The sequence below is a fragment of the Mesorhizobium sp. IMUNJ 23232 genome (assembly GCF_044326205.1).
Classification (GTDB): Bacteria; Pseudomonadota; Alphaproteobacteria; order Rhizobiales; family Rhizobiaceae; genus Kumtagia.
Window position 1 is genome coordinate 50686 of sequence record NZ_JBIRCY010000022.1, and the last position, 24061, is coordinate 74746.

29 protein-coding genes are annotated in these 24061 nt (G+C 62.9%); 8 read left to right on the forward strand and 21 right to left on the reverse strand.

Annotated features, from left to right (window positions below; genetic code table 11):
- Positions 1-7: 7 nt before the first annotated feature.
- Entirely contained in the window at positions 8-901 is an 894-nt protein-coding gene (locus tag ACH196_RS17230; protein WP_396648141.1) for a DUF2182 domain-containing protein, read from the reverse strand.
- Between the two features lie 85 nt (positions 902-986).
- Between ACH196_RS17230 and ACH196_RS17235 the strand changes: the two genes are divergently transcribed.
- A complete protein-coding gene (locus tag ACH196_RS17235; protein ID WP_396648142.1) occupies positions 987-2192 on the forward strand; it encodes a UbiH/UbiF family hydroxylase in 1206 nt (401 codons plus the stop codon).
- Here the strand turns inward: ACH196_RS17235 and ACH196_RS17240 are convergent.
- Complete coding sequence (locus ACH196_RS17240) at positions 2163-3131, reverse strand: AEC family transporter (protein WP_396648143.1); 969 nt, start codon at positions 3129-3131, stop codon at positions 2163-2165. The genes ACH196_RS17235 and ACH196_RS17240 overlap by 30 nt on opposite strands.
- A 102-nt stretch (positions 3132-3233) precedes the next feature.
- Here ACH196_RS17240 and hspQ point away from each other — a divergent pair, with 102 nt between their 5' ends.
- Positions 3234-3557, forward strand: a complete 324-nt coding sequence (gene hspQ / locus ACH196_RS17245) for a heat shock protein HspQ (RefSeq protein WP_396648196.1) — start codon at positions 3234-3236, stop codon at positions 3555-3557.
- Between the two features lie 110 nt (positions 3558-3667).
- Here the strand turns inward: hspQ and ACH196_RS17250 are convergent, their stop codons facing one another.
- From ACH196_RS17250 to ACH196_RS17270, 5 genes are all read right to left on the reverse strand, one after another.
- On the reverse strand, positions 3668-4924 hold the full coding sequence (locus ACH196_RS17250; protein ID WP_396648197.1) for a L,D-transpeptidase family protein: 1257 nt from the start codon (positions 4922-4924) through the stop codon (positions 3668-3670).
- Positions 4925-5223: 299 nt separating this feature from the next.
- On the reverse strand, positions 5224-5424 hold the full coding sequence (locus ACH196_RS17255; protein WP_396648144.1) for a hypothetical protein: 201 nt from the start codon (positions 5422-5424) through the stop codon (positions 5224-5226).
- A gap of 296 nt (positions 5425-5720) precedes the next feature.
- The gene (gene ldtR, locus ACH196_RS17260; RefSeq protein WP_396648145.1) at positions 5721-6236 is read right to left on the reverse strand and encodes a transcriptional regulator LdtR; all 516 of its coding nucleotides are present in this window, start codon (positions 6234-6236) and stop codon (positions 5721-5723) included.
- Between the two features lie 234 nt (positions 6237-6470).
- A complete protein-coding gene (locus ACH196_RS17265) occupies positions 6471-6893 on the reverse strand; it encodes a DUF6163 family protein (RefSeq protein ID WP_396648146.1) in 423 nt (140 codons plus the stop codon).
- Positions 6890-7936, reverse strand: a complete 1047-nt coding sequence (locus tag ACH196_RS17270) for an enoyl-CoA hydratase/isomerase family protein (RefSeq protein ID WP_396648147.1) — start codon at positions 7934-7936, stop codon at positions 6890-6892. Before ACH196_RS17270 ends, ACH196_RS17265 begins: the two co-directional genes overlap by 4 nt.
- Positions 7937-8127: 191 nt before the next feature.
- On the opposite strand from ACH196_RS17270, the gene ACH196_RS17275 reads away from it, so the two are divergent.
- The 4 genes from ACH196_RS17275 to ACH196_RS17290 all read left to right on the forward strand — a co-directional run bounded on the left by ACH196_RS17275 (position 8128) and on the right by ACH196_RS17290 (position 11667).
- Positions 8128-8955, forward strand: a complete 828-nt coding sequence (locus ACH196_RS17275; RefSeq protein ID WP_396648148.1) for a DUF2066 domain-containing protein — start codon at positions 8128-8130, stop codon at positions 8953-8955.
- Between the two features lie 75 nt (positions 8956-9030).
- Positions 9031-10056 carry a porphobilinogen synthase gene (hemB, locus tag ACH196_RS17280; protein ID WP_396648149.1) on the forward strand — a complete coding sequence of 342 codons (1026 nt, stop codon included), beginning with the start codon at positions 9031-9033 and terminating at the stop codon, positions 10054-10056.
- A 250-nt stretch (positions 10057-10306) separates the two neighbouring features.
- Positions 10307-10678, forward strand: a complete 372-nt coding sequence (locus ACH196_RS17285) for a hypothetical protein (RefSeq protein ID WP_396648150.1) — start codon at positions 10307-10309, stop codon at positions 10676-10678.
- Positions 10627-11667 carry a calcium-binding protein gene (locus ACH196_RS17290; protein WP_396648151.1) on the forward strand — a complete coding sequence of 347 codons (1041 nt, stop codon included), beginning with the start codon at positions 10627-10629 and terminating at the stop codon, positions 11665-11667. Before ACH196_RS17285 ends, ACH196_RS17290 begins: the two co-directional genes overlap by 52 nt.
- Positions 11668-11855: 188 nt before the next feature.
- Here the strand turns inward: ACH196_RS17290 and ACH196_RS17295 are convergent, their stop codons facing one another.
- The 5 genes from ACH196_RS17295 to ACH196_RS17315 all read right to left on the reverse strand — a co-directional run bounded on the left by ACH196_RS17295 (position 11856) and on the right by ACH196_RS17315 (position 16382).
- Complete coding sequence (locus tag ACH196_RS17295; protein ID WP_396648152.1) at positions 11856-12590, reverse strand: peptidase; 735 nt, start codon at positions 12588-12590, stop codon at positions 11856-11858.
- An 87-nt stretch (positions 12591-12677) separates the two neighbouring features.
- On the reverse strand, positions 12678-13472 hold the full coding sequence (locus ACH196_RS17300) for a transglutaminase domain-containing protein (protein ID WP_396648153.1): 795 nt from the start codon (positions 13470-13472) through the stop codon (positions 12678-12680).
- 33 nt (positions 13473-13505) lie between these two features.
- Entirely contained in the window at positions 13506-14447 is a 942-nt protein-coding gene (locus ACH196_RS17305; RefSeq protein WP_396648154.1) for an alpha-E domain-containing protein, read from the reverse strand.
- Between the two features lie 85 nt (positions 14448-14532).
- Positions 14533-14931 carry a four helix bundle protein gene (locus ACH196_RS17310; RefSeq protein WP_396648155.1) on the reverse strand — a complete coding sequence of 133 codons (399 nt, stop codon included), beginning with the start codon at positions 14929-14931 and terminating at the stop codon, positions 14533-14535.
- Between the two features lie 38 nt (positions 14932-14969).
- Entirely contained in the window at positions 14970-16382 is a 1413-nt protein-coding gene (locus tag ACH196_RS17315; RefSeq protein ID WP_396648156.1) for a circularly permuted type 2 ATP-grasp protein, read from the reverse strand.
- 86 nt (positions 16383-16468) lie between these two features.
- Here ACH196_RS17315 and ACH196_RS17320 point away from each other — a divergent pair, with 86 nt between their 5' ends.
- Positions 16469-17068, forward strand: coding sequence for a DUF4864 domain-containing protein (locus ACH196_RS17320; protein WP_396648157.1), 600 nt, complete (start codon positions 16469-16471; stop codon positions 17066-17068).
- A 36-nt stretch (positions 17069-17104) separates the two neighbouring features.
- Here ACH196_RS17320 and tgt read toward each other — a convergent pair whose 3' ends face one another.
- From tgt to coaD, 8 genes are read right to left on the reverse strand one after another with little or no spacing between them, the layout of a single operon-like run.
- Complete coding sequence (gene tgt, locus ACH196_RS17325; protein WP_396648158.1) at positions 17105-18235, reverse strand: tRNA guanosine(34) transglycosylase Tgt; 1131 nt, start codon at positions 18233-18235, stop codon at positions 17105-17107.
- Complete coding sequence (locus ACH196_RS17330) at positions 18228-18497, reverse strand: hypothetical protein (RefSeq protein WP_396648159.1); 270 nt, start codon at positions 18495-18497, stop codon at positions 18228-18230. The genes tgt and ACH196_RS17330 overlap by 8 nt, the downstream gene beginning before the upstream one ends.
- A 2-nt stretch (positions 18498-18499) precedes the next feature.
- Positions 18500-19576: a tRNA preQ1(34) S-adenosylmethionine ribosyltransferase-isomerase QueA gene (gene queA / locus ACH196_RS17335; RefSeq protein ID WP_396648160.1), complete on the reverse strand. Its 1077-nt coding sequence runs from the start codon at positions 19574-19576 to the stop codon at positions 18500-18502.
- Entirely contained in the window at positions 19573-19968 is a 396-nt protein-coding gene (locus ACH196_RS17340; protein WP_396648161.1) for a hypothetical protein, read from the reverse strand. The genes queA and ACH196_RS17340 overlap by 4 nt, the downstream gene beginning before the upstream one ends.
- Before the next feature lie 33 nt (positions 19969-20001).
- Positions 20002-20451: a DMT family transporter gene (locus ACH196_RS17345; RefSeq protein ID WP_396648162.1), complete on the reverse strand. Its 450-nt coding sequence runs from the start codon at positions 20449-20451 to the stop codon at positions 20002-20004.
- Between the two features lie 27 nt (positions 20452-20478).
- Positions 20479-20997, reverse strand: a complete 519-nt coding sequence (locus ACH196_RS17350; protein WP_396648163.1) for a peptidylprolyl isomerase — start codon at positions 20995-20997, stop codon at positions 20479-20481.
- A gap of 58 nt (positions 20998-21055) precedes the next feature.
- Positions 21056-21637: a peptidylprolyl isomerase gene (locus tag ACH196_RS17355; protein WP_396648198.1), complete on the reverse strand. Its 582-nt coding sequence runs from the start codon at positions 21635-21637 to the stop codon at positions 21056-21058.
- Positions 21638-21675: 38 nt separating this feature from the next.
- Positions 21676-22176, reverse strand: a complete 501-nt coding sequence (gene coaD, locus ACH196_RS17360; RefSeq protein WP_396648164.1) for a pantetheine-phosphate adenylyltransferase — start codon at positions 22174-22176, stop codon at positions 21676-21678.
- Here coaD and ACH196_RS17365 point away from each other — a divergent pair.
- The gene (locus ACH196_RS17365; protein WP_396648165.1) at positions 22157-22588 is read left to right on the forward strand and encodes a hypothetical protein; all 432 of its coding nucleotides are present in this window, start codon (positions 22157-22159) and stop codon (positions 22586-22588) included. The two genes, coaD and ACH196_RS17365, sit on opposite strands and share 20 nt — an antisense overlap.
- Before the next feature lie 23 nt (positions 22589-22611).
- Here the strand turns inward: ACH196_RS17365 and ACH196_RS17370 are convergent, their stop codons facing one another.
- Positions 22612-23958, reverse strand: coding sequence for a tetratricopeptide repeat protein (locus ACH196_RS17370; RefSeq protein WP_396648166.1), 1347 nt, complete (start codon positions 23956-23958; stop codon positions 22612-22614).
- Positions 23959-24061: the final 103 nt, after the last annotated feature.

The window sequence follows — 24061 nt, forward strand, 5'->3', positions numbered from 1 at the left end:
TGGATTCTCACGCGCCAGTAAACAGCAGCGCGCCGGCCCATACAAGCAGGATCGTTCCGGCCAGCCTGCCGACCAGCCGGCTCGGCGCCTGCTTTTCCACAACGGCGAAAAGCGCCAGCAGCACCATCCAGAACAGGTTCATGGTGCCCACGGCAAACATCACCAGCATCAGCGCCCAGCAGCAGCCGAGGCACCAGACGCCCTCATCGAGGCCGAGCCGGAAGATCGCGGCGGGCCTCGTGCTCCAGCGCGCGAACAGGATCGGAAACGGCATCCGGCATTTCTTCAGGCAGGCTTCTTTCAACGCGCTGAATTGGTAGAAGCCAGCAATGGCCAGCAGTGCGGCGGCGATCCCCGGCGATGCCGAGGCGAGCGGCGCGGCGGAAAACACCGAGCGAAACATCAGGTCGAGCGTGGCCAAACCGACCGCCGCCGCCAGCCAGACGGAGAGATAGCCGGCGACCAGCACCAGCGGGTGGACCGCTTGTTCACCTTTCGCGGCCGCCGTGTCGGCTATTTCGCAATAGGTCTTCACCATCGGCGCCGCCGATGGCAGCATCATCGCCACCGCCATGAGGAACCACATCGCCGTGGTGAGCAGGAACAGCCCGGGCGTGGATCCTGCCGCTACAACCGGGTTGAGGCAGAGCGCCAAGAGCGAGTCCAGGAACGCCGGCATCGGCAAGGACACAACGCCATCCAGCAACCCGTCGCCAGCAAGACTTTCGCCCGGCGACCGCGTCTCGACGGCGCGCAGCGCGAGCGTCGCCAGCCCGACCCAAGCAAGCGCGATCGCAGCGGCCAGCACGATCCAGACGGCAGGCGCCGGGCGCGCCGACAGACGTCCCGTAGCACGTCCGGTGCGGCTCAGCGCCTGAAAATCGAAATTGTCACTGCTCATAAGCTGCCGGCGGCCAAACCGCCGCGTTGATCGGAACCGCACCGGACCATATACCGGTAGGCAGTTGCAACCGGATAACGGACGCATGACCGAACGCAGCGATGTCATCGTGGCGGGAACCGGGCCGGCAGGCATGCTCGCCGCCCTCGCCTTTTCACGTGCCGGGTTTTCGGTGGGATTGGCCGGACCCACTTCCAACAGGGCCGACGGGCGGACGACGGCGCTGATGGCGCCGGCGCTGGCCGTCCTCGACAGCGTCGGGGTGCTCTCCGAGATCGAGCCCGAGGCGGCACCGCTGCGCATCATGCGGATCGTCGATGGAACGCACAGGCTGGTGCGCAGTCCCGTGGTTACCTTCCATGCCGGCGAGATCGGCGAGCCGCATTTCGGGCTGAACATCCCGAACCAGGTGCTGAACAGCGCGCTGGAGTCGGCCGTCCGACAATCTTCCGATATTCGCTGGCACGAATCGCTGGTGAACGGATGGGATATTGGCGAAGCGCAGGTCGCCGCGCGGCTCGCCGACGGTTCGGCGGTTGCCGCGAAGCTCGCGGTTGCCGCGGACGGCCGCAACTCACCGGCCCGCACGGCGGTGGGCATACGCGTCTCGACAAAAACCTATCCGCAATCGGCGCTGGTGCTGAGTTTCGCCCACACACGCGGCCACGCCTTTGCATCCACTGAATTCCACACCGAGAGCGGCCCATTCACGCAGGTGCCGCTTCCGTGCGACCGCTCCAGCCTGGTCTGGGTCATGCCGCCAAAGGAGGCCGAGCGGCTGGCCGGCCTGCCGGAGGAGGAGCTTTCGCGCATTGTCGAGGCGCGCATGCAATCGATGCTCGGCAAGGTGACGGTCGATTCGGCCTGCCAGATCTATCCGCTGTCGGCCAGCCTGCCGGCGGCATTCGCCAAAAACCGCGTCGCGCTGGTCGGCGAGGCGGCGCATATGTTTCCGCCGATCGGCGCCCAAGGGCTAAACTTAGGTGTCAGGGATATTCAGCAACTTGTTGAAATCGCGTCGAACAACCGCGACGATCCCGGTGCTGCAAAGGCACTGGCAACCTATGATGCGAAGCGCCGCCCGGACATTCTGGCCCGCACCGGCGCGGTGAGCCTGCTCAACCGCTCGCTGCTGTCCGATCTGCTGCCGGCGCAGCTTGCGCGGAGCGCGGGACTCGGCGCGCTTGGCGCATTCGCACCGCTGCGCGCTCTGTTCATGCGCGAAGGGCTGAGGCCGGGCAGCGGTTTTTCGGCATTCTTCTCAACGGTTCGGGAACAGGTCCGCAGGTAGGGCGCCGGTGGTGATGAGGTAGAGAAGCCCGGTCACCGTCAGCACTGAAAGGCAGGTGGTTATCAGCACGCTCGCCGAGGCGCGCTCGACCCAGACGCCATATTGCTGGGCGATGACGAAGACGTTGGTGGCCGTCGGCAGCGAGGCCAGCAGCACGGCGGTATAGAGCCAGCCATGCGGGTAGTCGCCGATCCAGCTCAGCACCACGTAGCAGAGCGCCGGATGCACAATGAGCTTCAGGATGGCGATCGGCGCGAGTTCGACCGGCATGCGCCGCAGCGGCCTGAGCGCCAGCGTCACGCCCATGGCGAACAAGGCACAGGGCGCCGCGGCACGCGCCAGGTAATCCAGCAGGCGCTCTATCGGCATGGGCGGGCGGAATTCGAATGCCGCGGCGGTAACGCCGATGGCCGTGGCGATAATAAAGGGATGCAGCACGATCTTGCGGACCACGCCGAGCGCAAGCCGCATAGGCGGCTCGCCCCTGCCCCCAGCCAGCGCCATCATCATCGGCGCCACGGCGAAATGCATGATGTTTTCGAAGCAGAAAATCAGCGCCACCGGCACCGCCGCCTCCTCGCCGAGCGCCAGCAAGGCGATGCCTGGCCCCATATAGCCGATATTGCCGTAGGCGGCCGCGAGGCCACGCAGCATCGACTGGGCGATGTCGCCGCGCGAGGCGATCATCGAGCCGATGAACATCAGCGAGAAAATGGCATAAGTCGAAAGGACCGCGCCGAATATGAACCCCCAGGCGGTCAGTTGCTCGATTGGCGTCTTGGCCAGAAGCTGGAAGAAAAGCGCCGGCAGCGCGACATAGATGATGAAGGTGTTCATCCAGCCGAGTGCTTCCAGCGGCTGCCGGGTCAGCCGCGCGACGAAGAAGCCGACGAAGATGAGTCCGAAGAACGGGATGACGAGACCGATGACGTCGTACATGACGCCGCGCTAACCCGTTGATCGACAAGGCGTCAACCCGACGGATTGAAATTGCCGGCCGCTTGCGCCAAATATGGATACAGGGTGCGTAAGATGATCAATATGAAGGCGGCAAAATTCGGAATCGGCCAGGTGGTGCGCCACCGGCACTTTCCGTTCCGGGGCGTCATCTTCGACATCGACCCGGAATTCAACAACAGCGAGGAATGGTACCAGGCTATTCCCGCACAGGTCCGGCCACGCAAGGACCAGCCCTTCTATCATCTGCTCGCCGAGAATTCGGAGACCGAATACATTGCCTACGTCTCCGAACAGAACCTGCTGGAGGACGAATCAGGCGAACCCGTCCGCCATCCTCAGGTGCGGGAAATGTTCAGGAAAATGCCGGACGGGCGCTACCGTCCGAAGGATACGATGAAACATTAAGCCGCGAGCCGCGCATGAAGATACGCGGCTTCGGTAAAGCAAGCAGCCAGCAACGGAACATCAAAAAAGGCCGCCCTTTCGAGCGGCCTTTTCCTTGAATTTTGAATATCTTACAGCGACGACGTAATCTGCAGCTCGTCGACGCCGTCGCGCGCATAGATGTCGTCGCGCAGGTGGACGACGCCCTCGCCCGTCGACCAGGCGGAGATGTAGGTGAAATAGACCGGGACAGGGTTGACCACCTGGATCGGCGTATTTTCGCCGCCCTTGATCGTCGCCTCGAGGTGCTGCCGGTTCCAGCCAGGCGTGTCGCGCAGGATCCAGACGACCAGGTCGCGAACGTTCTGGACGCGCACGCAGCCCGACGAATCGAATCGCATCAGCTTGTTGAACAGGCCCTGCGAGGGCGTGTCGTGCATGTAGACGTTTTCCGGGCTCGGGAAGTTGATCTTCACCGAGGCCATGGCGTTGATCGCACCAGGATCCTGACGGAAGCGGAACTTTGCCGCGTCCTCGGTCGACCAGTCGATGGTCGTCGGGTCGATCTCGCCGTCCGGCCCGAACATGCGGATATGGTTCTCGACCAGATATTTCGGATTCTTGCGCATCAGCGGGATGATGTCCTTGCGGACGATCGATTCCGGCGCGTTCCAGTAGGGATTGACGATAATCTCGTTGATCTTGGAGTTGAGGATCGGCGTCTGGCGGTCGATCTTGCCGACGATTGCCGTGTGCCGCGACACGACGCGGTCGCCTTCGACTGCCTCGATCTGCGCGGCCGGAACGTTGACCATCACATAACGTTCGCCGAGGAACCCGGACATCGAGCGCAGGCGCACAAGATTGGTCTCGAGCTGGCCGAGGCGAACCTGCGCCGAAACATTCATCGCCTTGAAGCTGTACTGGCCCATCACGCCGTCGGCCGGCAGGCCGTGCCGTGCCTGGAAGCGCTTGACGGCCGCATCGACATAGGTGTCGAAGGACGGCGAGATGCCGGCGTTGGGCGAAAGGTCGCCCGAAACCATAAGGCGCTTGCGCAACACCTCGACATCGGGATCGGAGACACCCAGCTTGAGCTTCTTGTCGGCCGGGACCACCGGCCAGCCGCCGGCGGCGACGATGCCCTGGTACTGGCCGATCGCCGCCTCGATATAAGAAACCGTCTGCTGGCTGAAGATCGGAGTGCGCGACGAGACCTTGGCGCCGCCGGTTGCCTTTGCGTCGAACTCGTCGTCCCAGTTGCCGCGGCGCGTCGATTTCAGAACGTCGCCGACCGCGTCCACGTCTTCGGCGAAAGCGCTGCCGGCGACGAGCGAGGCCGCGACGGCCGCAGTGCCGGTGAGAAACGAGCGACGGCTTGTGGTAATGGACATTCCCAGCTTTTTCCTACTTTCGACCACGGACTTAACGCGTCCGGAGATTAGATCGGTCAACGTTAACAATTGACCAACCATGACGAAGCGTCACCTCAATTCCGGCAACCCCGACACAATTCCGCGTGATGACCGCCTCTCTCGGCAGTCCCCCGAAGCTTTGGGATTTCATCGGAATATGGCGGCAGCGTGGCCGAGGGCCGGAGCAACCGGCGACACCTGCCCCGTGTTGCAGCGGAAACACGGGCCGGCCCTTTGCGGGACCGATCCGAGCCGGAGGCTGAAATTTCGATCTACGCAAGATCAGGATCGTCGGACTCGTCCGATATGTGAAACGGGCTCTCATTCATCACCGTTGTCGCGTCCGCCAACGTCTGGCGCAATCTGTTCAACTGCGCTTGTGTGGGCCGGCCTGCCTCAACCACGGCGCCTGCGGTGATGATGAAATCGTTGACCAGATTGGTGAGGATGGCGATTTGCTCGTCTGTGTTCAAAGGTCACTCCGGCACAGGAAAAGACCACGGCTTCGGATTGCTGGACGGATACCAATAACAGGTCGGGTCGTCCTGTCGATTCCCTGTCAGTATCGTGACGTTATGCAGCATGGTCGCCGGAAGAGAAATCGCCGCGCTGGAGAGGCTCCTGGGGGAGGCCATTCCGCCAGACGCTCTGCGCGTTCCGAACGGCATGGGCGCACGCGGTGGACACGCAACCCCGTGCCCCCGCGTGCATCTTGCCGCACCGCTGCGCCCGGGGCCTCTGTGCGCCCACCATGCCGCATTAAAAACAATCACATGCGGTAGGCGATCGTGTCGTTCCAGAAGCGGTCGAGCCGCTGCAGCGCGCGGTTCATCTGCTTGAATTCCTCGGTATTGATGCCGCCGACCTGCTCGATCGAGCCGACATGGCGCTCGTAAAGCCCGGCCACCACTTCGGCAATCGCCGCACCCTTCGGCGTCAGGCTGACCCGCACCGAGCGGCGGTCGATGCGCGAGCGCTGGTGGTTGATGAAGCCGAGGTCGACCAGCTTCTTCAGATTGTACGAGACGTTCGAGCCGAGATAGTAGCCACGCGAACGCAACTCGCCGGCGGTCAGCTCGGAATTGCCGATGTTGAACAGCAGCAGCGCCTGGATGGCGTTGATGTCGCTGCGGCCGTTGCGGTCGAACTCGTCCTTGATCACGTCAAGCAGACGGCGGTGCAGCCGCTCGACGAGCTGAAGTGATTCCATGTATAGGGAGCGGATTGCCTCACGGCGATCGTCGGATACAGTAGCGGCTTTGGCCGCTGAACGCGGGTTGATCATTGTATTCGCCTCTCGTTTGTCGCCGGGTGATGTTTTGTTTTTCTCACCTTGGTCGCGACCCTATCGAATACACATAAAATTCGACTTAAACGCCAGCCTTAACAAGGCGTTACCGGCAATAGGTTTCAGCAGAGGGTTAACAAATATCCAGCCGCAACCAGAAAATTAACCTAAAGGCTTATCGATCCGGCGCGGAAAGAGCTGGAAAACCCGGATTCAAGCCGAAAACACCGGCTATTGAGGGACGGAGCGCTTCTGGAAATAGATGACCAGCCGGAAGGTCACGTAGAGGCACGCGGCGAAGGCGTGCGAGGCGACGACCGCGTAGTGCCTGCCAAACAGATCGGGGAAACCGGCATACATGACGATCTCGGTGGCCGCGCAGAGGAACCAGATCACCGGCCCCCAGGACGCCAGCATCCACAGGCCGGCCGCGGCGAAGGGAAAAAACACCGCCAGCGTCACCGTGACGACCTGCCAGTGCACCGGCATCAGGTCCAGGCGCCATAGCGGGGAGTCGTAATAGCCGAGCAGCCGAACCCAATAGAGCACGCCGAACATCAGGCAATAGACGGCAATGATGCGCTGGAACCAGGCGAACAGGGTTTCGACCGCCGTCGGGCCGAAAGCCTGAGGCCGGCTCGAAACGTCGCTCACAGGGCGAGATCTCCACCCGGCAATGGCGCGAAATACGCTTCCACGGCGGCGTCGCTGACAGCGGCAAGCGCCGGCGGGTTCCATTTCGGCGCGCCGTCCTTGTCGATGATCGCGGCACGGATGCCTTCGGGAAAATCGTGGCCGGCGACCATGCGGTTCAATATGCGGAACTCCATGCGCATGCACTCGTCCATGTCGAGCATCGCGCCGGTGTTGATCTCGCGGAACGTCACGGCAACACTGGTCGGCGACGCCTTGCCGATCGCCTTCAATGCGGTCTCGGCCACCCTCTCGCCGGCCTCGCGCGCTTGCTGTAGTCCAATCAGCAGGTCGCCGAGCTTTTCGCGCGAAAACAGTTTTGCGATCGAAAACAGCGCGCCCTCGTCGGTCTCGGCCTGCGGCGCGCTGGCGAAGCCTTTCAGGCATTTGTCGGGCGCGACGCCCTTGCACAATTGGTCGAACACGTCGCCGAGCGCAGCCGACTCGACCGCATGCGTGGCGATGCCGGCCCTCAGTGCGTCGCCCGAACGGATGCGCGCGCCGGTCAGGCCGAGATACATGCCGTAGCTGCCCTTCAGCCGCGACAGCAGGAAACTGCCGCCGACATCCGGAAAGAAGCCGATGCCGACTTCCGGCATGGCGAACAGCGCCTTCTCGGTCATCACCCGGTGCGAACCGTGGCAGGAGATGCCGACGCCGCCGCCCATGACGATGCCGTCGATCAGCGGGACGCAGGGTTTTGGAAAGCGCGCAAGTGCGGCGTTCAGCCGGTATTCGTCGGCGAAGAACTGCACGGGCCGGGTTCCCGCCCGCATGGCGCGGTAGGCATCGGCAATATCGCCGCCTGCGGAAAATGCCCTGCCCTCGGCCTTGATCACCACCAGGGCGACGTCCTTGTCCCGCTCCCAGGCTGCAAATGCCTTCGACAGCGCAAGAATCATTTTGTGCGTGACGGCGTTCAGCGCCTTCGGCCGCGTCAGGGTGATCACGCCGGCAACGCCGATGCGCTCGAACCCGATCTCGTCTCCTCCGCCAAAATCCATGCCTGTCCCGATTCTCTCCCGTTTTCATCGGAGAACCAGTGCTAAGGATGGCGGACCGGCACGTCAACGGCAGCCGAACCGCCGGCCATGCCGACCGTATCCGATGCAATCCCCGATCGCGCCGGATCGGGTTGCCGTTTGCAGCCGGATCATGCGACAAGCGCCGCGGCGGGACATTGAATGAGGCTCACATGCGGGCAGCGCGCGCGTTCCTGTTCCTTGCAACGCTTGCCGCAACATTTTGCGCCGGCGGTCCGTTGCACGCGCTCGACCTGACCTCGCTCTATACCACCCGCGCAATCGTCACCGGCACCGGCGAAACCAACCGGAAACCGGGCCTGGAGGAGTGCTTTCGCAAGGTGCTGGTAAAAGTCAGCGGCGACCCGACTCTCCCCGGCGACCGAGCCGTGGAAGCGGCGCTACCGCAGGCCGGATCGTTCATCCGCGACTTCCGCTACCGCGACCGCATGGAGGACGTTCCCATCCACGATGAGCAGGGAACCTACGACCGGCCGCACGATCTCACCTGCACCTTCGACCGTGCCCGCATCGACGCTTTCCTGGAAAAGATCGGGCACAAGCCCTGGCTGGCGGAACGTCCGCGCATCATGGTCTTCCTGGCGGTAAAGCAGGTCGCGCGTTCCTTCGTGGTGTCGCGCAACGGCGGCGACGGCAATTACATGCGCCAGTCGCTGGCAGCGGCCGGGGAACCGTTGGCATTGCCCGCCGACCTGCCTGACGCCGCGACGCTTTCGAGTGCCGCGCTCAACGCCAACACCCTGCCGAAGGTCGATCTGGCCGACCTCGACGCCATCGCCGCCCGCTACGACGGCGCGCTGGCATTGACCGGCGCGCTGACCTGGAGCGAGGAAGAACGCGGCTGGATCGCCGACTGGCGCATGGGCCATGAAGGCAAGGTCTACGAATGGACGCAGCGCGGCATCAGTTTCGACGACGCATTCCGCAAGGCGATGGCCGGAACGCTGCAGATCCTTTCGGGCAACGGCAAGCCGCAATAGGTGCGTCTAGCGCGCAAGCGGTCGCATTGGTCGGCGTCGTCGCCCATGCTATGAGGCCGCCTTGGAGATATCGCCATGAACAAACACGCCCTCCCCGCCGGCACCCGCAGCGTCGACGAGATCACCCAGAGCCGGCGTCTTCGCCGCATGCGCAAGGCCGACTGGTCGCGCCGCTTGGTGCAGGAGAATCGGCTGACGGTCGACGATTTGATCTGGCCTATCTTCATCATCGACGGCGAGAACCGCCGCGAGGACATTCCCGCCATGCCCGGCGTCTTCCGCATGTCGATCGATATCGCCGTCAAGGAAGCCGAACGCGCCGCAAAACTCGGCATTCCGGCGCTGGCGACCTTCCCGAATGTCGAGCTGTCGCTGCGTGACCAGACCGGCTCGGCGATCCTCGACCCGGACAATCTGATCAACCGCGCCACTCGCGCCCTCAAGAAAGCCGTGCCGGAGATCGGCGTCATCACCGACGTTGCGCTCGATCCCTTCACCAGCCACGGCCATGACGGCATTTTGCGCGAGGGCATCATCGTCAATGACGAGACGGTCGCCCAGGTCGCCGCCGCCGCCGTGCTTCAGGCTGAGGCCGGCGCCGACATCATCGCGCCGTCCGACATGATGGACGGCCGCGTCGGCGCGATCCGTGACGCCCTCGATGCAGCCGGCTACCAGGACGTCGCCATCATGTCCTATGCGACCAAATTCGCCTCGGCCTTCTACGGCCCGTACCGCGAGGCGATCGGCACAAAGGGCCTGCTGAAGGGCGACAAGAAGACCTACTATCTCGACCACGCCAATTCCGACGAGGCGGTTCGCGAGGCCGAGCAGGATCTTGCCGAAGGCGCCGACATGCTGATGGTGAAGCCCGGCCTGCCCTATCTCGACATCATCCGCCGGCTGAAGGACGAGTTCGCCATGCCGACCTTCGCCTATCAGGTGTCGGGCGAATATTCGATGATCGAGGCAGCGGCCGCCAATGGCTGGATCGACGGCGAGAAAGCCATGCTGGAATCGCTCACAGCCTTCAAGCGCGCCGGCTGCGACGGCATTTTGACCTATTTTGCACCACAGGCAGCAGAAATGCTGAAGGGATAAAGTCCCACGCGCGAGCCAGTTCATCGCTCGCCACCACTTGTTATCGGACAATTGGAAAATCCTGCCGGCTTGTGCACAAAAAGGCACTGCTCTCCACAACACCTGAAGAGACACTGCAAAATCGGCTGGATACTGCCAGTCGGCAAATCGTCTGGTAATCGGCGCAAATGGATACAATCTGCAGTGGAAACTTCTTGAAAAATGTGCTCTTTTTGACCGACAAGGAAAGAATATCCGGAGGGACAGAAAGATGCCGCTCGCGACTCAGCATGTATCCACCGACGGCCTCCCCTATTTCTACGGCTGGAACAATACGATATTACAACAGCTTGACCGGGCTGCGGAGGCCGCCGGCAGCACCCTCATCCACGCCGCGGTCAGTGGTTTCGTATGGGGCACCTCGACGGAGGACGACCCCGGCCAGTTCACATTGCGGCAGCAAAGCCTCGTCTTCGAGGGCTCCGGCCTGACCTATGGCGGTGGGCAGCCGAATGGCGGGACCATCACATCGATCAAGATCGTCTCGAAGGAGCAGTGCTCGGCGGCAGCTATCCGCCTGCCGGGCCGTTGGTGCTTGAGCTTTCCGGCCTGGCGATCGACGTCAACGCCAACGCGTCGATGATCGCGCAATTGCTGGCCGGCAACATCACGCCGTTCAGCTCGTATTTCAATGGCCTGGGGTGGGCATATGACGGGGGGGACGGCGTCGATTTTGTCGACGGCGGCGACAAAATGGATTCGCTCAGGGGTTACGCCGGCGACGATCTGCTCAAGGGGGGCAAGGGTAACGACAATCTCTTCGGCGGCGAAAATAACGACACACTCCAGGGCGGCGCTGGAGCCGACTATTTGAGTGGCGGCGCCGGAGTTGATACCGCGGACTATTCGGACGCCACGACTGCTTTGATCTTGAGCGTTGCCAATCCAGCAGCCAACACCGGCCTGGCGGCGGGAGATACCTACAATTCGATCGAGGTGCTGCGCGGGTCCAATTATGGCAATATGCTAATCGGCGGAGCGGGCGCAGACACGCTGCTTGGCGGTGAAGGCAGCGACATGCTGATCGGTGGAGCGGGCGCGGACACGCTAAGCGGCCTATACATACTTGGCTGGCCTGGCACCCCTGGCGCCGGCTCGGGCGGCTACGATACCGCGTCCTATGCCAGCGCGGCAGCCGGAGTGAACGTAAGCCTGGAGAATACGGCCAACAACACGGGCGAAGCCTTCGGAGACGTGTTTTACGCGATCGACAATCTTCTGGGCACAGGCTTCAATGACTCGCTTGCCGGCACCCAGCAAGACAATGTCATCGACGGCGGCGCGGGCAACGACACCCTGAGGGGTTATGGTGGCCACGATACATTGATTGGCGGAGATGGAGCGGACAGTTTCGTGTTCAGTTCCACTCTCTTCGACGACTATTATATCGAAATAAGCAATATCGACGAGATCACAGATGTCGCCGTGGCAGACGACACGATCCGGCTGGATGACCGCATCTTCGCTGCTGCCGGACCGGTTGGAACGCTTGCCGCCGGCGCCTTCCACATCGGCGCGACAGCGACCACAGCCGACCATCGTATCCTCTATGACCGGATCGCTGAGCTATGACGCCGATGGAAGCGGCTCGTCGGTCGCTGTTCGGTTCGCGATCGTTTCCACCGGGCTGGCGCTGACCAACGCGGATTTCGTGATCTTTTAGAGCAATTCGATTTTGCGGCGTTCGGATTTGGTGAGGCGCACCAAATCCGAGGTATTGGCATGTGTTCGGCCGCAAGAGCCGATGAGCAGCGCCGCGCTCAAGTCTCCGGAAAATCCGGCAGGCTCTTGAAGGCGTTCTTCAGCGCGTTCGACCAACCGTCGGAAACCGTTCGATAATAGGGATCGTCCTGGCCGATGCGCTTCTGCACGCCGACGCGAAAAGCGTCCGTCTCGTAGAACAGAAGGTCGAGCGGCAGGCCGACCGAGAGGTTGGATTTCAGCGTCGAATCGAACGAGACGATCAGCAACTTCACCGCTTCCGCAAAACTCATTTCGCGGTCGTAGGTCCTGACGATGATCGGCTTGCCGTATTTGGTCTCACCGACCTGGAAGAACGGCGTGTCGTCGGTCGATTCGATGAAATTGCCCTCGGGGTAGATCATGAACAGGCGCGGCACCGAACCGCGTATCTGGCCGCCGAGGATGAAGGAGGCGTTGAAATAGCTATCGGCCTTCTGGCCGGTCGGCGAGGAACCGAGGATGACCTCCTTGACCGTGTCGCCGATGAGGCGCGCCGTCTGGTACATGGAGGGCGTCTCCAGCACCGCCGGCTTGCGCTCCTCCAGCGGTTTGGCGCGGCCGTTGAGCAGGCTGACGACATTCTGCGTGGTGGCGAGATTGCCGGCCGACATCAGCACGACGACACGTTCGCCCGGTTTTTCCCACACATGCATCTTGCGGAAGGTGGAGATCGAATCGATGCCGGCATTGGTGCGCGTGTCCGACATAAACACGAGCCCGCGATCGATCTTGAGGCCGACACAATAGGTCATCGAAACAATTCCGCTCGGGCATATCGAGAGACACGCTCGGCTTTTAGCCCGAATCTCGCGCTGCCCAAAATTCAAACAGGTCGCGGATTACTGCTCTACCGTGATCTGGACCGCAAGCGCTTCCGACGCCTGTCCCAGCCTAATGCCGGAAACTGGCGTGGCCTCGCGATAATCGCGGCCCACCGCGAGGCGGACGTAGCGTTCGTCCGGCGAAATGCGGTTGGCGGCGTCGAAGGCGACCCAGCCGAGCGCGCTGACATGCGCCTCCGCCCAGGCGTGGCTGGCGACCTGGTTCACCGTGCCGTCCATCAACAGGTAACCGCTGACATAGCGCGCGGGAAAGCCGAGGCAGCGGGCGGCGGCGATGAAGATGTGGGCATGATCCTGGCAGACGCCGCTGCCGAGTTTCAGTGCCTGCTCGGCAGTGGTGGCCGCGTCGGTGACGCCGACGGCATAGTGCACCCGGCTGGCGATGGCGTCCATCAGGTCGTGCAGCCGGTCGAGTTCGCTGGCCGGCTGGATCGTCGCTGCAAGATGCTCGATCTCCTCGCCCGGCACAGTGAGCGCGGTCTGGCGCTGGAACAGCCATAGCGGCGCAAAACCCTGGTGCTGGCCGGTAATGCCGGACGTATCGAAGGATTCGATGATGCCGCCGGCCTCGACCGACACGACATGCGGATCGCCCTCGACGCTGACCAGCCTCGTGTCGTTGCCGAACTGGTCGACGAAACGCAGTTCCTCGCGCGCGCCCTCGATCTTCAGCGCCCAGGACACGATCGCCTGGGTCGAGCCGCTGAGCGGCGTCAGCCGCAGCCGCTGCAGCCCGTATTGCAGGGGGACGTCGTAGCGATATTCGGTGCGGTGCGTGATTTTCAGACGCATGAACGGAAGCGGCCCGGGCGGTCGAATGAGCTTTTAATAGAAACGGTAGTTGCGCGCCACCTCGTCGCCGAGGCGGTTGTTGTCCTGGATGAAACCCGTCAGGAATTCATGCAGGCCGGAATCGAAAATCTGCTTGATCGTCGAGCCCTTCAGCTTGGCTGTGGTCGCGGCCAGCGTCTCGTGACACTCGTGCTTCACGCCATAGGCTTCCTCGAGATATTTGAGGCTGTCGGCGAGGTTGCGGTAGCAGAAGGCCAGCGAGCGCGGCATGCGCGCGTCGAGAATGAGGTATTCGGCGATGTTGGTCGGCCTGTAATCGGCCTCGTAGACCCAGCGATAGGAACGGTGCGCCGACACCGACCGCAGGATCGATTCCCACTGGTAGTTGTCGAGCGACGAGCCGACCCAATGGATGGACGGCAGCAGCACGTAATATTTGACGTCGAGAATGCGTGCGGTGTTGTCGGCGCGTTCGATCAGCGTGCCGAGCTGCGAAAAATCGAAGATCTCGTTGCGCAGCATGGTGCCATGGAACGTGCCCCGTATCTGCGCGGTCTCCCGCTTGATGGTGTCGAGCACGCTCGGCAGGTCGCGCTCGTCGACCGGCCGCGCCAGCGCACGCTTGATCGCCATCCACGCTTCGTTGATCGATTCCCACGTCTCGCGGGTCAGCGCCGTGCGCACCATGCGGGCGTTGCTGCGCGCCGTTTCGATCGACGACAGCACGCTCGATGAATTTGTCGTGTCGCGCAGCAGGAAGTCGGCCACCGCCGGCGCAGAGACGTCCGCGTGGCGGTTGCGGAAGGAAATTTCGCAGCCGGCGCTGACCACGACCGAGTTCCACTCCTCTGCCGAACTCGCCGTGCGGGTCAGCGCCATGCGCAGCCCGGCATCGAGCAGCCGAGCCATGTTCTCCGCCCGCTCGATATAGCGGTTCATCCAGTAGAGGCCGTTGGCGGTGCGACCCAGAAGCATGTCAGGGGGTCCTGTGGGTTGCAAAGGGGCAGTAGGCATTAGGCAGTAGGCAGTAGAGGAAAAAAGGATCGATAGGCAAAAGCATTCACATAGTCCTTTGCAAGCCCCGGATCAGGGCGCGCAGCATCCTCCCGACCTCATCCGATTTCTGAAGCAAACGAGCTTCCTGGTGCGAACTCAGATAGCCGACTTCCTTCGCCACAATCACATGCGTTTCCAACTCCTTTAGCGAACCTTGGGCAACGCGTAGGAACTCAACGTAGGATCCGGCCTGATCGCGTCCGTAGCCCTCGGCGATGTTGGCCGGAATGGACGTACTGGCGCGCCTAATCTGCGAAGTCAGGCCATAAGTTTCAGTTTGTGGAAAATTCTTTGTCTCGGCATAGCAGGCTACGGTCAATTCAATACCGGCCCTCCACACACGCAAGTCCCGATAGGACTCGATGGCCTTCTCCAGAGTCTGATTTTCGCGAACCTCGCCCATGCGGACTACTGCCTACTGCCTATTGCCTATTGCCCATCCTAATCATCCAACACCCACGTATCCTTCGTCCCGCCGCCCTGAGACGAATTGACCACCAGCGAACCTTCCTTCAGCGCCACGCGCGTCAGGCCGCCAGGCACGATCTGGATGCGGTCGGAGACCAGCACATAGGGGCGCAGGTCGACATGGCGCGGCGCGAGACCCTTTTCGGTGAGGATCGGGCAGGTCGACAGCGACAGCGTCGGCTGGGCAATGTAGTTGGACGGCCGCGCCGCAAGTTTCTTGCCGAACTCCTCGCGTTCCTTCTTCGAGGCCGTCGGGCCGACCAGCATGCCGTAGCCGCCGGAGCCGTGGACTTCCTTCACCACCAGTTCTGACAGGTGCTCCAGCACGTATTTCAGGCTGTCCGGCTCGGAACAGCGCCAGGTCGGTATGTTGCCGAGGATCGCCTTGCGGCCGGTATAGAACTCGATGATGTCCGGCATGTAGGAGTAGATCGCCTTGTCGTCGGCAATGCCGGTGCCCGGTGCGTTGGCGATGGTGATGTTGCCGGCGCGGTAGACGTCCATGATGCCCGGTACGCCCAGCGCCGAGTCCGGATTGAAGGTGAGCGGGTCGAGAAAGGCGTCGTCGACGCGGCGGTAGAGCACGTCGATCTGCTTGAAGCCTTCGGTGGTGCGCATCGCAACGTGGCCATCGACGACGCGCAGATCCTGGCCCTCGACCAGTTCGACGCCCATCTGGTCGGCGAGGAACGCATGCTCGAAATAGGCGGAATTGTAGAGGCCGGGCGTCAGCACCGCAATGGTCGGCGTCCCCTTGACGCCATCCGGGCGCACCGCGGCAAGCGACTGGCGCAGCAGTTTTGGATAGTCCTCGACCGGCCGCACTTTCACGCGCTGGAACAACTCCGGAAAGAGCTGCATCATGGTCTCCCGGTTCTCCAGCATGTAGGAGACGCCGGAAGGCGTCCGTGCATTGTCCTCCAGCACGAAAAACTCGTCCTCGCCGGTGCGCACGATGTCGACACCGATGATGTGGGTGTAGACGCCGCCGGGCGGGCGCACGCCGATCATCTCGGGCAGGAACGCCTCGTTGTTGGCGATGAGTTCCTTCGGCACGCGGCCGGCGCGCAGAATCTCCTGCCGGTGGTAGATGTCGTCGAGGAAGGCGTTGAGCGCCTGCACCCGCTGTTCGATGCCATGCGTCAGGCGGCGCCATTCCTGGCCGGAAATGATGCGCGGCACGATGTCGAATGGAATGAGGCGCTCGGCGGACTCGGCCTCGCCGTAGACGGCGAAAGTGATGCCGGTCTTGCGGAAGACACGCTCGGCGTCGCGCGTCTTTTCCGTCAGCCGGACGGTGTCCTGCTCCTTGAGCCAACTGTCATAGCCGAAATACGGTCTGCGGATACCGGATTTTTCCGGCGACATTTCATCGAACGCAACCAAGCGCGCACTCCCCTATGCCTGCATTTCAAATGCGTTGATCCAGAAAAGCAAGCGCAATCGGATGGTTGCGCGATCGAAACAGGCAAATGGCGAATTTTGCCCAAGATGCGGGCAGACTGCGCAGCGGCTTTGCGGAAGCGTTGGGCAAATCGGACCGGAAAAACATGGCCGACCGACGATGCCACGCGAAACCAGCCGACCCGAATCCTCGTATTGTGAATATGGGCGAATGCGCCGCGCCCGCCAACGCATCGCAGAGGACAACCGCCATGCGCCGCATGTTTCTCGCCCTCCTGCTCCTGCCCCTGCTCTCTGCCGACGCCCTGGCCGGCGAGGCCGAGATCAAGGCGGCGCAAGACACTATCGGCGCCCAGATCGAGGCGTTCAAACGCGGTGACAACGCCGCCGCGTACGGCTACGCGGCGCCGGGCATCAAGAAAATCTTTCCGACGCTGGAAACCTTCATGGGCATGGTGACTGGCGCCTATCAGCCCGTCTACAAGCCGCAGAGCTACGCCTTCGGCAAATCCGAGGAGATGGGAGCCACCTCGGTCATCCAGCAGGTGCTGATCGTTGGACCCGACGGCAAGGACTATGAAGCCGTCTATACGCTCGAGCGGCAGCCCGACGGGACCTACAAGATCACCGGGGTGAGCCTGAAGGCGTCGAAAACGTTGAGCACCTGAGATTTCGCAATCGGTCTCACGGGATAAGCTTGCCAATCAGAGCGGCGACACGTCCCCCCGCGCCCATTGTTCCGAGATCAGCGCCGAGCACTCGGCGAACGCGCGGGCCTCGATGGCGTCGCGGATCTGCCCCATCAGGCTCTGGTAGTAGGCAAGATTGTTCCAGGTGAGCAGCATCGCCCCCAGCGCCTCCTGCGAGCGCACGAGATGGTGCAGATAGGCGCGCGAATAGGCGCGGGCCGCCGGGCAGTCGCTCTCTTCGTCCAGCGGGCGCGGGTCGTCGGCGTGGCGGGCATTGCGCAGGTTCACCTTGCCGCGCCGCGTATAGGCGAGGCCATGGCGGCCGGCGCGGGTCGGCATCACGCAGTCGAACATGTCGATGCCGCGCGCCACCGATTTCAGGATGTCGTCCGGCGTGCCGACGCCCATCAGATAACGCGGCTTTTCCGCCGGCAGTTCCGGACAGGTGATCTCCAGCATGTCGAGCATCACCGCCTGCGGCTCACCGACCGCCAGCCCGCCGACGGCGTAGCCCTTCAGATCCATCGCCTTCAACGCCTGCGCGGAACGCGCACGCAGATGCGGCTTGTCGCCGCCCTGGACGATGCCGAACATCGCCCTGCCCGGCTGGTCGCCGAAGGCCGTCTTGCAACGCTCGGCCCAGCGCAGCGATAGCTCCATGGCGCGCTCGATGTCCTTCTCCTCGCCGGGCAGCGCGACGCATTCGTCGAGCTGCATCTGGATGTCGGAACCGAGAAAACCCTGGATCTCGATCGAGCGTTCCGGCGACATCTCGTAGGCCGCGCCATCGATATGCGAGCGGAAAGTCACCCCCTGCTCGGTCAGTTTTCGCAGCTTCGACAGCGACATCACCTGAAACCCGCCGGAATCGGTGAGGATCGGATGCGGCCAGCGCGCGAATTCGTGTAGGCCGCCGAGCCGCGCGACACGCTCCGCGCCCGGCCTGAGCATCAGGTGATAGGTGTTGCCCAGAATGATGTCGGAGCCCAGCGCCCGGACCTGATCCAGATACATGGCCTTGACCGTGCCAGCGGTGCCGACCGGCATGAAGGCCGGCGTGCGGATCGTTCCGCGCGGCATGAGAACTTCGCCGCGCCGGGCGTTTCCGTCCGTCGCCAGCACTTTGAAGCCGAATTGTTCAGCCATCATATTCCTTGTCGTGGATGGGGGCACTCGCGGCCTGCCGGTCGAGCGAGGCGCGGTAGCGGATGCAGCCGCGCATGAATTTCGGCCAGGGCGGCACCGCAATGGACGGTTTTGTCCGTTCCGGCAAGAGCTCCCATAGGTCGGGATGGTGCCAGCAGAGATCGTGACCGGTCGCATCGCGGTGAGTACGGATGGCACCGCGCAGCTTGCGGACCTCGGCAGCGAGTGCCGCGCGGTCCATCGTCTCCAAATCTTCGTCCATGGTCACGGCTCCTTGCGAAACAGCAGCCCCGCATCGCCATAGGAGTAGAAACGATAGCCGCTTTCGATCGCATGCGCATAGGCGGCGCGCATGTTTTCAAGGCCGGAAAAGGCGGAAACCAGCATGAACAGGGTCGAGCGCGGCAGATGGAAATTGGTCATCAGTACGTCGACGGCGCGAAACCGGTAGCCCGGCGTCATGAAGATGGACGTCGCGCCGGACCAGGCGCCAATGGTGCCGTCCTCAGCCGTCGCGCTCTCCAGCAGGCGTAGCGACGTCGTGCCGACCGCCACGACACGCCCTCCCCTTGCCCGGACGGCGTTGAGCGCCGCCGCCGTCTCCGCCGAAACCGTGCCGGTCTCGGCATGCATCTTGTGATCGGCGGTGTCGTCGGCCTTGACCGGCAAAAACGTGCCGGCGCCGACATGCAGCGTCACGAAATGCCGTTCGATCCCGGCCTTATCCAGCGCGGCGAAAAGTTCGGGCGTGAAATGCAAGCCAGCGGTCGGCGCCGCGACCGCGCCCTCCTCGCGGGCATAGACAGTCTGGTAGTCCGTGCGGTCGCGCGCATCGTCGTCGCGTTTCGAGGCGATATAGGGTGGCAGCGGGATGTGGCCGACAGCATGCAGCGCCTCGTCGAGGAAGGCGCCGGAGAGGTCAAAGGCAAGCAGCGCCTCGCCGGCTTCGCGCTTCTCCACCACAGTGGCGTCGAGCGCGCCAAGGAAACACACATTGCCGTCATGGCCAAAACTGATGCGGTCGCCTTCCGCCACGCGCTTGCCCGGCCGCAGGAAGGCGAGCCACCGGTCCGGCGCCACCCGCATATGCAGGGTGGCATCAATATGCGCGCTCGCTTCGCCGCGCCGACGGATGCCGCGAAGCTGCGCCGGAATGACCCTCGTGTCGTTAAAGACCAGCGCGTCGCCGGGCCTTAGCAGCCCAGGCAGTTCGCGCACAGAACGGTCTTCGAGCGCGCCATCGGACCGCACCACCAGCAGCCGCGAAGAGTCGCGCGGTTCGGCGGGGCGCAGCGCGATCCGCTCATCGGGCAGATCGAAATCGAAGAGATCGACTTTCATTCGGGCTCGGAGCAATCGACGACGTAGGCGCCCTCGCCCTTCCAGGAAAAGACTCCGCCGGCTACCGATGTCTCCCCCTCGCTCGCCTTGAAGACGCGCAGCCGGCCGATGACTTCGGAAACCGCGTCATCCGTGATGTCGAGCACAAGCTGGCTGTCGTCTTCGAAGGCCTGGCCGACGGCAATCGGTGTTCCCGGCCAGCTTTCCGGCGTTGATGACCAGACTTTCTCACCGATGGTAACTACGAGGCGTGAGATGCTCAGCACGTCGACATGGCCGACCAGCAGATCGACGCCGACACCCTTGCCGTTGCCGCGGGAAATCTCGCCGGTCGCCATCGCCGGAACGGCCGATGCCAACAGTCCCGCAAGAAAAAGGAAAAAACGCTTCATCATCGATCCCGCGCCGGCAAGTCTCGACCGATCCTAGTACAAGCGCACCAGCAGCGCACCGGCAAGCAAAAGCACGGCCCCGGCAACGCGCCCGAGCGAAATTTCACGCACCGCCATGCCGAGAAAGCCGATGCGGTCGAGCAGCATGCCGGCAAGCAACTGCCCGGCGACAAGGAACGCCATCAGCGCCGCGGCGCCGATGCGCGGGATGAGGATGGTCGAGAGGGTGACGTAGGAGGCGCCCAGGATGCCGCCCACGACGAACAGCCAGGGCGCGGGCGCCCGCCAGTCGAGCGAGACGTCGTTGTAGCGGGTGAAGGCGATTGAAAGGATGCCCAGCACCACTGCGCCGGACAGGAACGAGAAGGCGGCGGCCGCGACGGGAAGGCCGAGGCCGCGCGCCAATTGCGCATTGATCGGCGCCTGAACGGCAATGAAGGCGCCCGACAATATGCCGAGAACCGACCAGACAAGCCCCATCATCGCATGCGATCCTGCCGATGTTGGCCGTCAGGCGGCCTTGACGTCCGCCGCGACCTTCATCGACACGATCTTGTCGGGATCGACGACCGGCTCGCCGCGCTTGATCTTGTCGACATTCTCCATGCCCTCGATGACCTGGCCCCAGACCGTGTACTGGCGGTTGAGGAAGCTCGCATCGCCGAAGCAGATGAAGAATTGCGAATTGGCGGAGTTCGGGTTCTGGGCGCGCGCCATCGAGCACGTACCGCGGCCATGATTGACGTTGGAGAATTCGGCCTTGAGGTCCGGCTTGTCCGAGCCGCCCATGCCGGCGCGAGACGGGTTGAAGGAGGCGCCGCCCGACTTGCCGAACTTCACGTCGCCGGTCTGGGCCATGAAGCCGTCGATGACGCGATGGAAAACGACGCCGTCATAGGCGCCTTCGCGCGCCAGTTCCTTGATGCGCGCGACATGGCCGGGCGCCAGATCCGGGAAAAGCTCGATGACGACCTTTCCCTTGGTGGTTTCAACGATGAGCGCCTGCTCGCGATCCTTGATCTCGGCCATATCTTTTTCCTTGGATTGATGCTGTCCCGGCTTCAGCCGCACGGGAATGGTTCGGACGCTACTTGTCCGAGGCGATGCGGACTTTCAGCATGCGGTCGGGCTCGCTGACAACCCCGTTCTGGTCGGGATCGCCCTTTTTTATCTTGTCGACCAGTTCCATGCCGCTCTCGACCTCGCCGACCACCGTGTACTGGCCGTTCAGGCCGGGATTAGGCGCCAGCATGATGAAGAACTGCGAATTGGCGGAATCAGGATCCTGCGCGCGCGCCATGCCGACGACGCCGCGCACATAGGGCTCGGCGGAAAACTCGGCCGGCAGGTCCGGCTTGTCGGAACCGCCGGTGCCGGCGCGGTCCGCATTGTAGCCGCCGGCCATGTCGCCGAACTGCACATCGCCGGTCTGCGCCATGAAACCGTCGATGACGCGGTGGAAGGCGACATTGTCGTAAGCGCCCTCGCGCACGAGGGCCTTGATCTGCTTGACATGTTTTGGCGCGAGATCAGGGCGCAGCGCGATGGTCACGTCGCCGTCCTTCAGCGTGATGATCATCGTATTTTCCGGATCGGCCGCTTGGGCCGGCGCAAGGAACGCCAACGAGCCGATGACGGCCAGCGAGGCGGCGAACTGCCGCCGGGACATTTTGAACTGCATGGAAGGAACTCTCCCGATTCCTGGGGTTACGTCTCGAATTTCTTCTTCAGCGCACCGGCGACGACGGCCGGAACGAACGGCCGGATGTCGCCGCCCATCGACGCGATCTGCCGGACAAGTGTGGCGGTAATGGTGCGGACCGAAGGGCTGGCCGGCAGGAAAACGGTCTGCAGGTCGGGCGCCATGGTCTCGTTCATGCCAGCCATCTGCATCTCGTAGTCGAGGTCGGTGCCGTCGCGCAGCCCGCGGATCATGATCGACGCGCCAACCCTGTGGGCCGCGTCCACGAGCAGTCCATCGAAGGAGACAACTTTTATGCGGTCGGCGTTCTTGCCCAGTTCCGCCCTGGCGGTGGCCTCGATGAGATCGACGCGTTCCTCGAAGGTGAACAGCGGCTTCTTGCCGGGATGGATGCCGATCGCGGCATGGATCACATCAGCCACCGCCAGCGACGCCTTCAGCACGTCGAGATGGCCGTTGGTCAGCGGGTCGAAGGAGCCGGCATAGATGGCGATGCGTTCCGTCATGGCCGGTGCTTCTAGCGGGCCGCCCGCTCAAAGGCAATTCGGCCAGGCCGTCATCCGCCAAGCGAGTGACCGTTCAAATTCGAAACCGCCATACCGGAAAAGAAAGAGTGGACGGCAGCACGGCAATAAACTGTTCACCAACCTGAAGCCGAAGCTCAGGCCGCCGGGAGAATGTTCACGAAAGCTTCATCAGCACCCGGCGAAGTCGATACCCATATATGAAACCAAAGGCCAAGACCCGCGTTACCGCAGACAGGAGAACGCCGCCATGATGATCACGATGCTCGCTGCCGCAATGACCCTTGCGATGCTGATCGCGACAGTCTTCGGACTTCATGACGAAGCCGAACGCATCAAGGTCGAGAGCAAGGCCAAGCAGAACCAGGGTTTTGGCGTCCGCAACCAGCGCTGAGGCCCTCCCATTCGGTCCTGTCGCTAGAATAGGCGCGAAAGCCGAGCTGTAACGACCAATCCTATTACCGGCTCCGCATTCTCGGTCCTGAGTTTTTCCCGCCCGCACGAAACCACCTGCAAGCCCGCTTCGCCCAGGCATTTCCGCACATACGGCTCGCTGTGCGTATAGCGTCCGTTGACCGCGAGCCGAAAGTCCTCCGCCGAACCGTCGAGGGCTTCGACCGTGAAGACCAGCACGCCGCCCGGCCGAAGCGAGGAAACCGCGGCCGCGGAAAATTCCTCCAGCCGGCCGAAATAACAAAGCGTATCGGCGGAAGCGACGACGTCGTAGGCGTCGGGCTGCGACAGCAGATACTCCGTCAGTTCGGCGCGCTCCAGATAATCGTAGAGGCCAAGCTTGTTGGCATTGGTCAACATGCCGCCCGACAGGTCGACGCCGACCAGTCGCGCCGCATGCGGCTTGAAATATTTTGCGCATTTTCCAGTACCGCAGCCCGCATCCAGGATGGCTAGGCCCACCGCATCCTTGCCGACAGCGGCACTGACCGCGTCGCCCACCAGTTCCGGCGCGCGGTACTCCAGGCTGTCGAGTTTCGCGTCGAATGAACTGGCGAACTGGTCGAACAGTTTGCGCACATAGGTGTCGGAGGCCCGGTCCGGCACGTTCTCGCCGGTCATCGAGGCGCGCATGTGCTGGGCCTGCGCGTCGTTGGGATTGGCGTCCGCCCATTTCTTCACGAAGTCGATCGCCAGGTCCTTCAATCCGGCAAACCAGTAGGCCAGCGCCAAAAAATGCGCCGGCACGCCCTTGTCCGGCAGGTGCACGGTCGCCTTCCAGAAATAGTCGATCGCCTCGCGCGCCCGGCCGGTGTCCAGCAGGATGGCGGCGAGGTTCTGGTGGGCGACGCCGAATTCCGGATTGATGTCGATCGCCTTGCGCAGCAGTTTTTCGGCAAAACCGTCATTGCCGGCATATTTCACGATCGCCGCGAGGTTTGCGTACGGATCGGCGAGATTGGGGTCGAGCTCGATCGCCCGGTCATAGGCGGCCACCGCCGCGTCGGTGTCGCCGAGTTCGACATAGGCATTGCCGAGATTGTTGCGGATGCCGGCATGGGCGGGCGCCATTTCGGCGGCGCGGTTCAATATCTCGATGCTTTTCGAAGGCCCGTCGAGATGGAAACGGACGACGCCGAGATAGTTCAGCGCGTCGGCGCGGGCGGGTTCGATTTCTAGAACGCTTTCAAGGATTTCGGCAGCGCCCTTCAACTGCTTCTTGCGCATCAGCTCGACCGCCATCTCGACGGCGTCGTCGACGGTGAGTTCCACGCCATCCTCGGTCTCGGCAACCGCCGTAGCTTCGGTCATGGGTCGCTCCTTCCGCCAGCGGACCGGACGCGCAGCGCCGGTGAAACTGGCTGAACCCTGTCGTAGAAGCCGACTGTAACGGGCAAAATGCGCGCCGGACAAG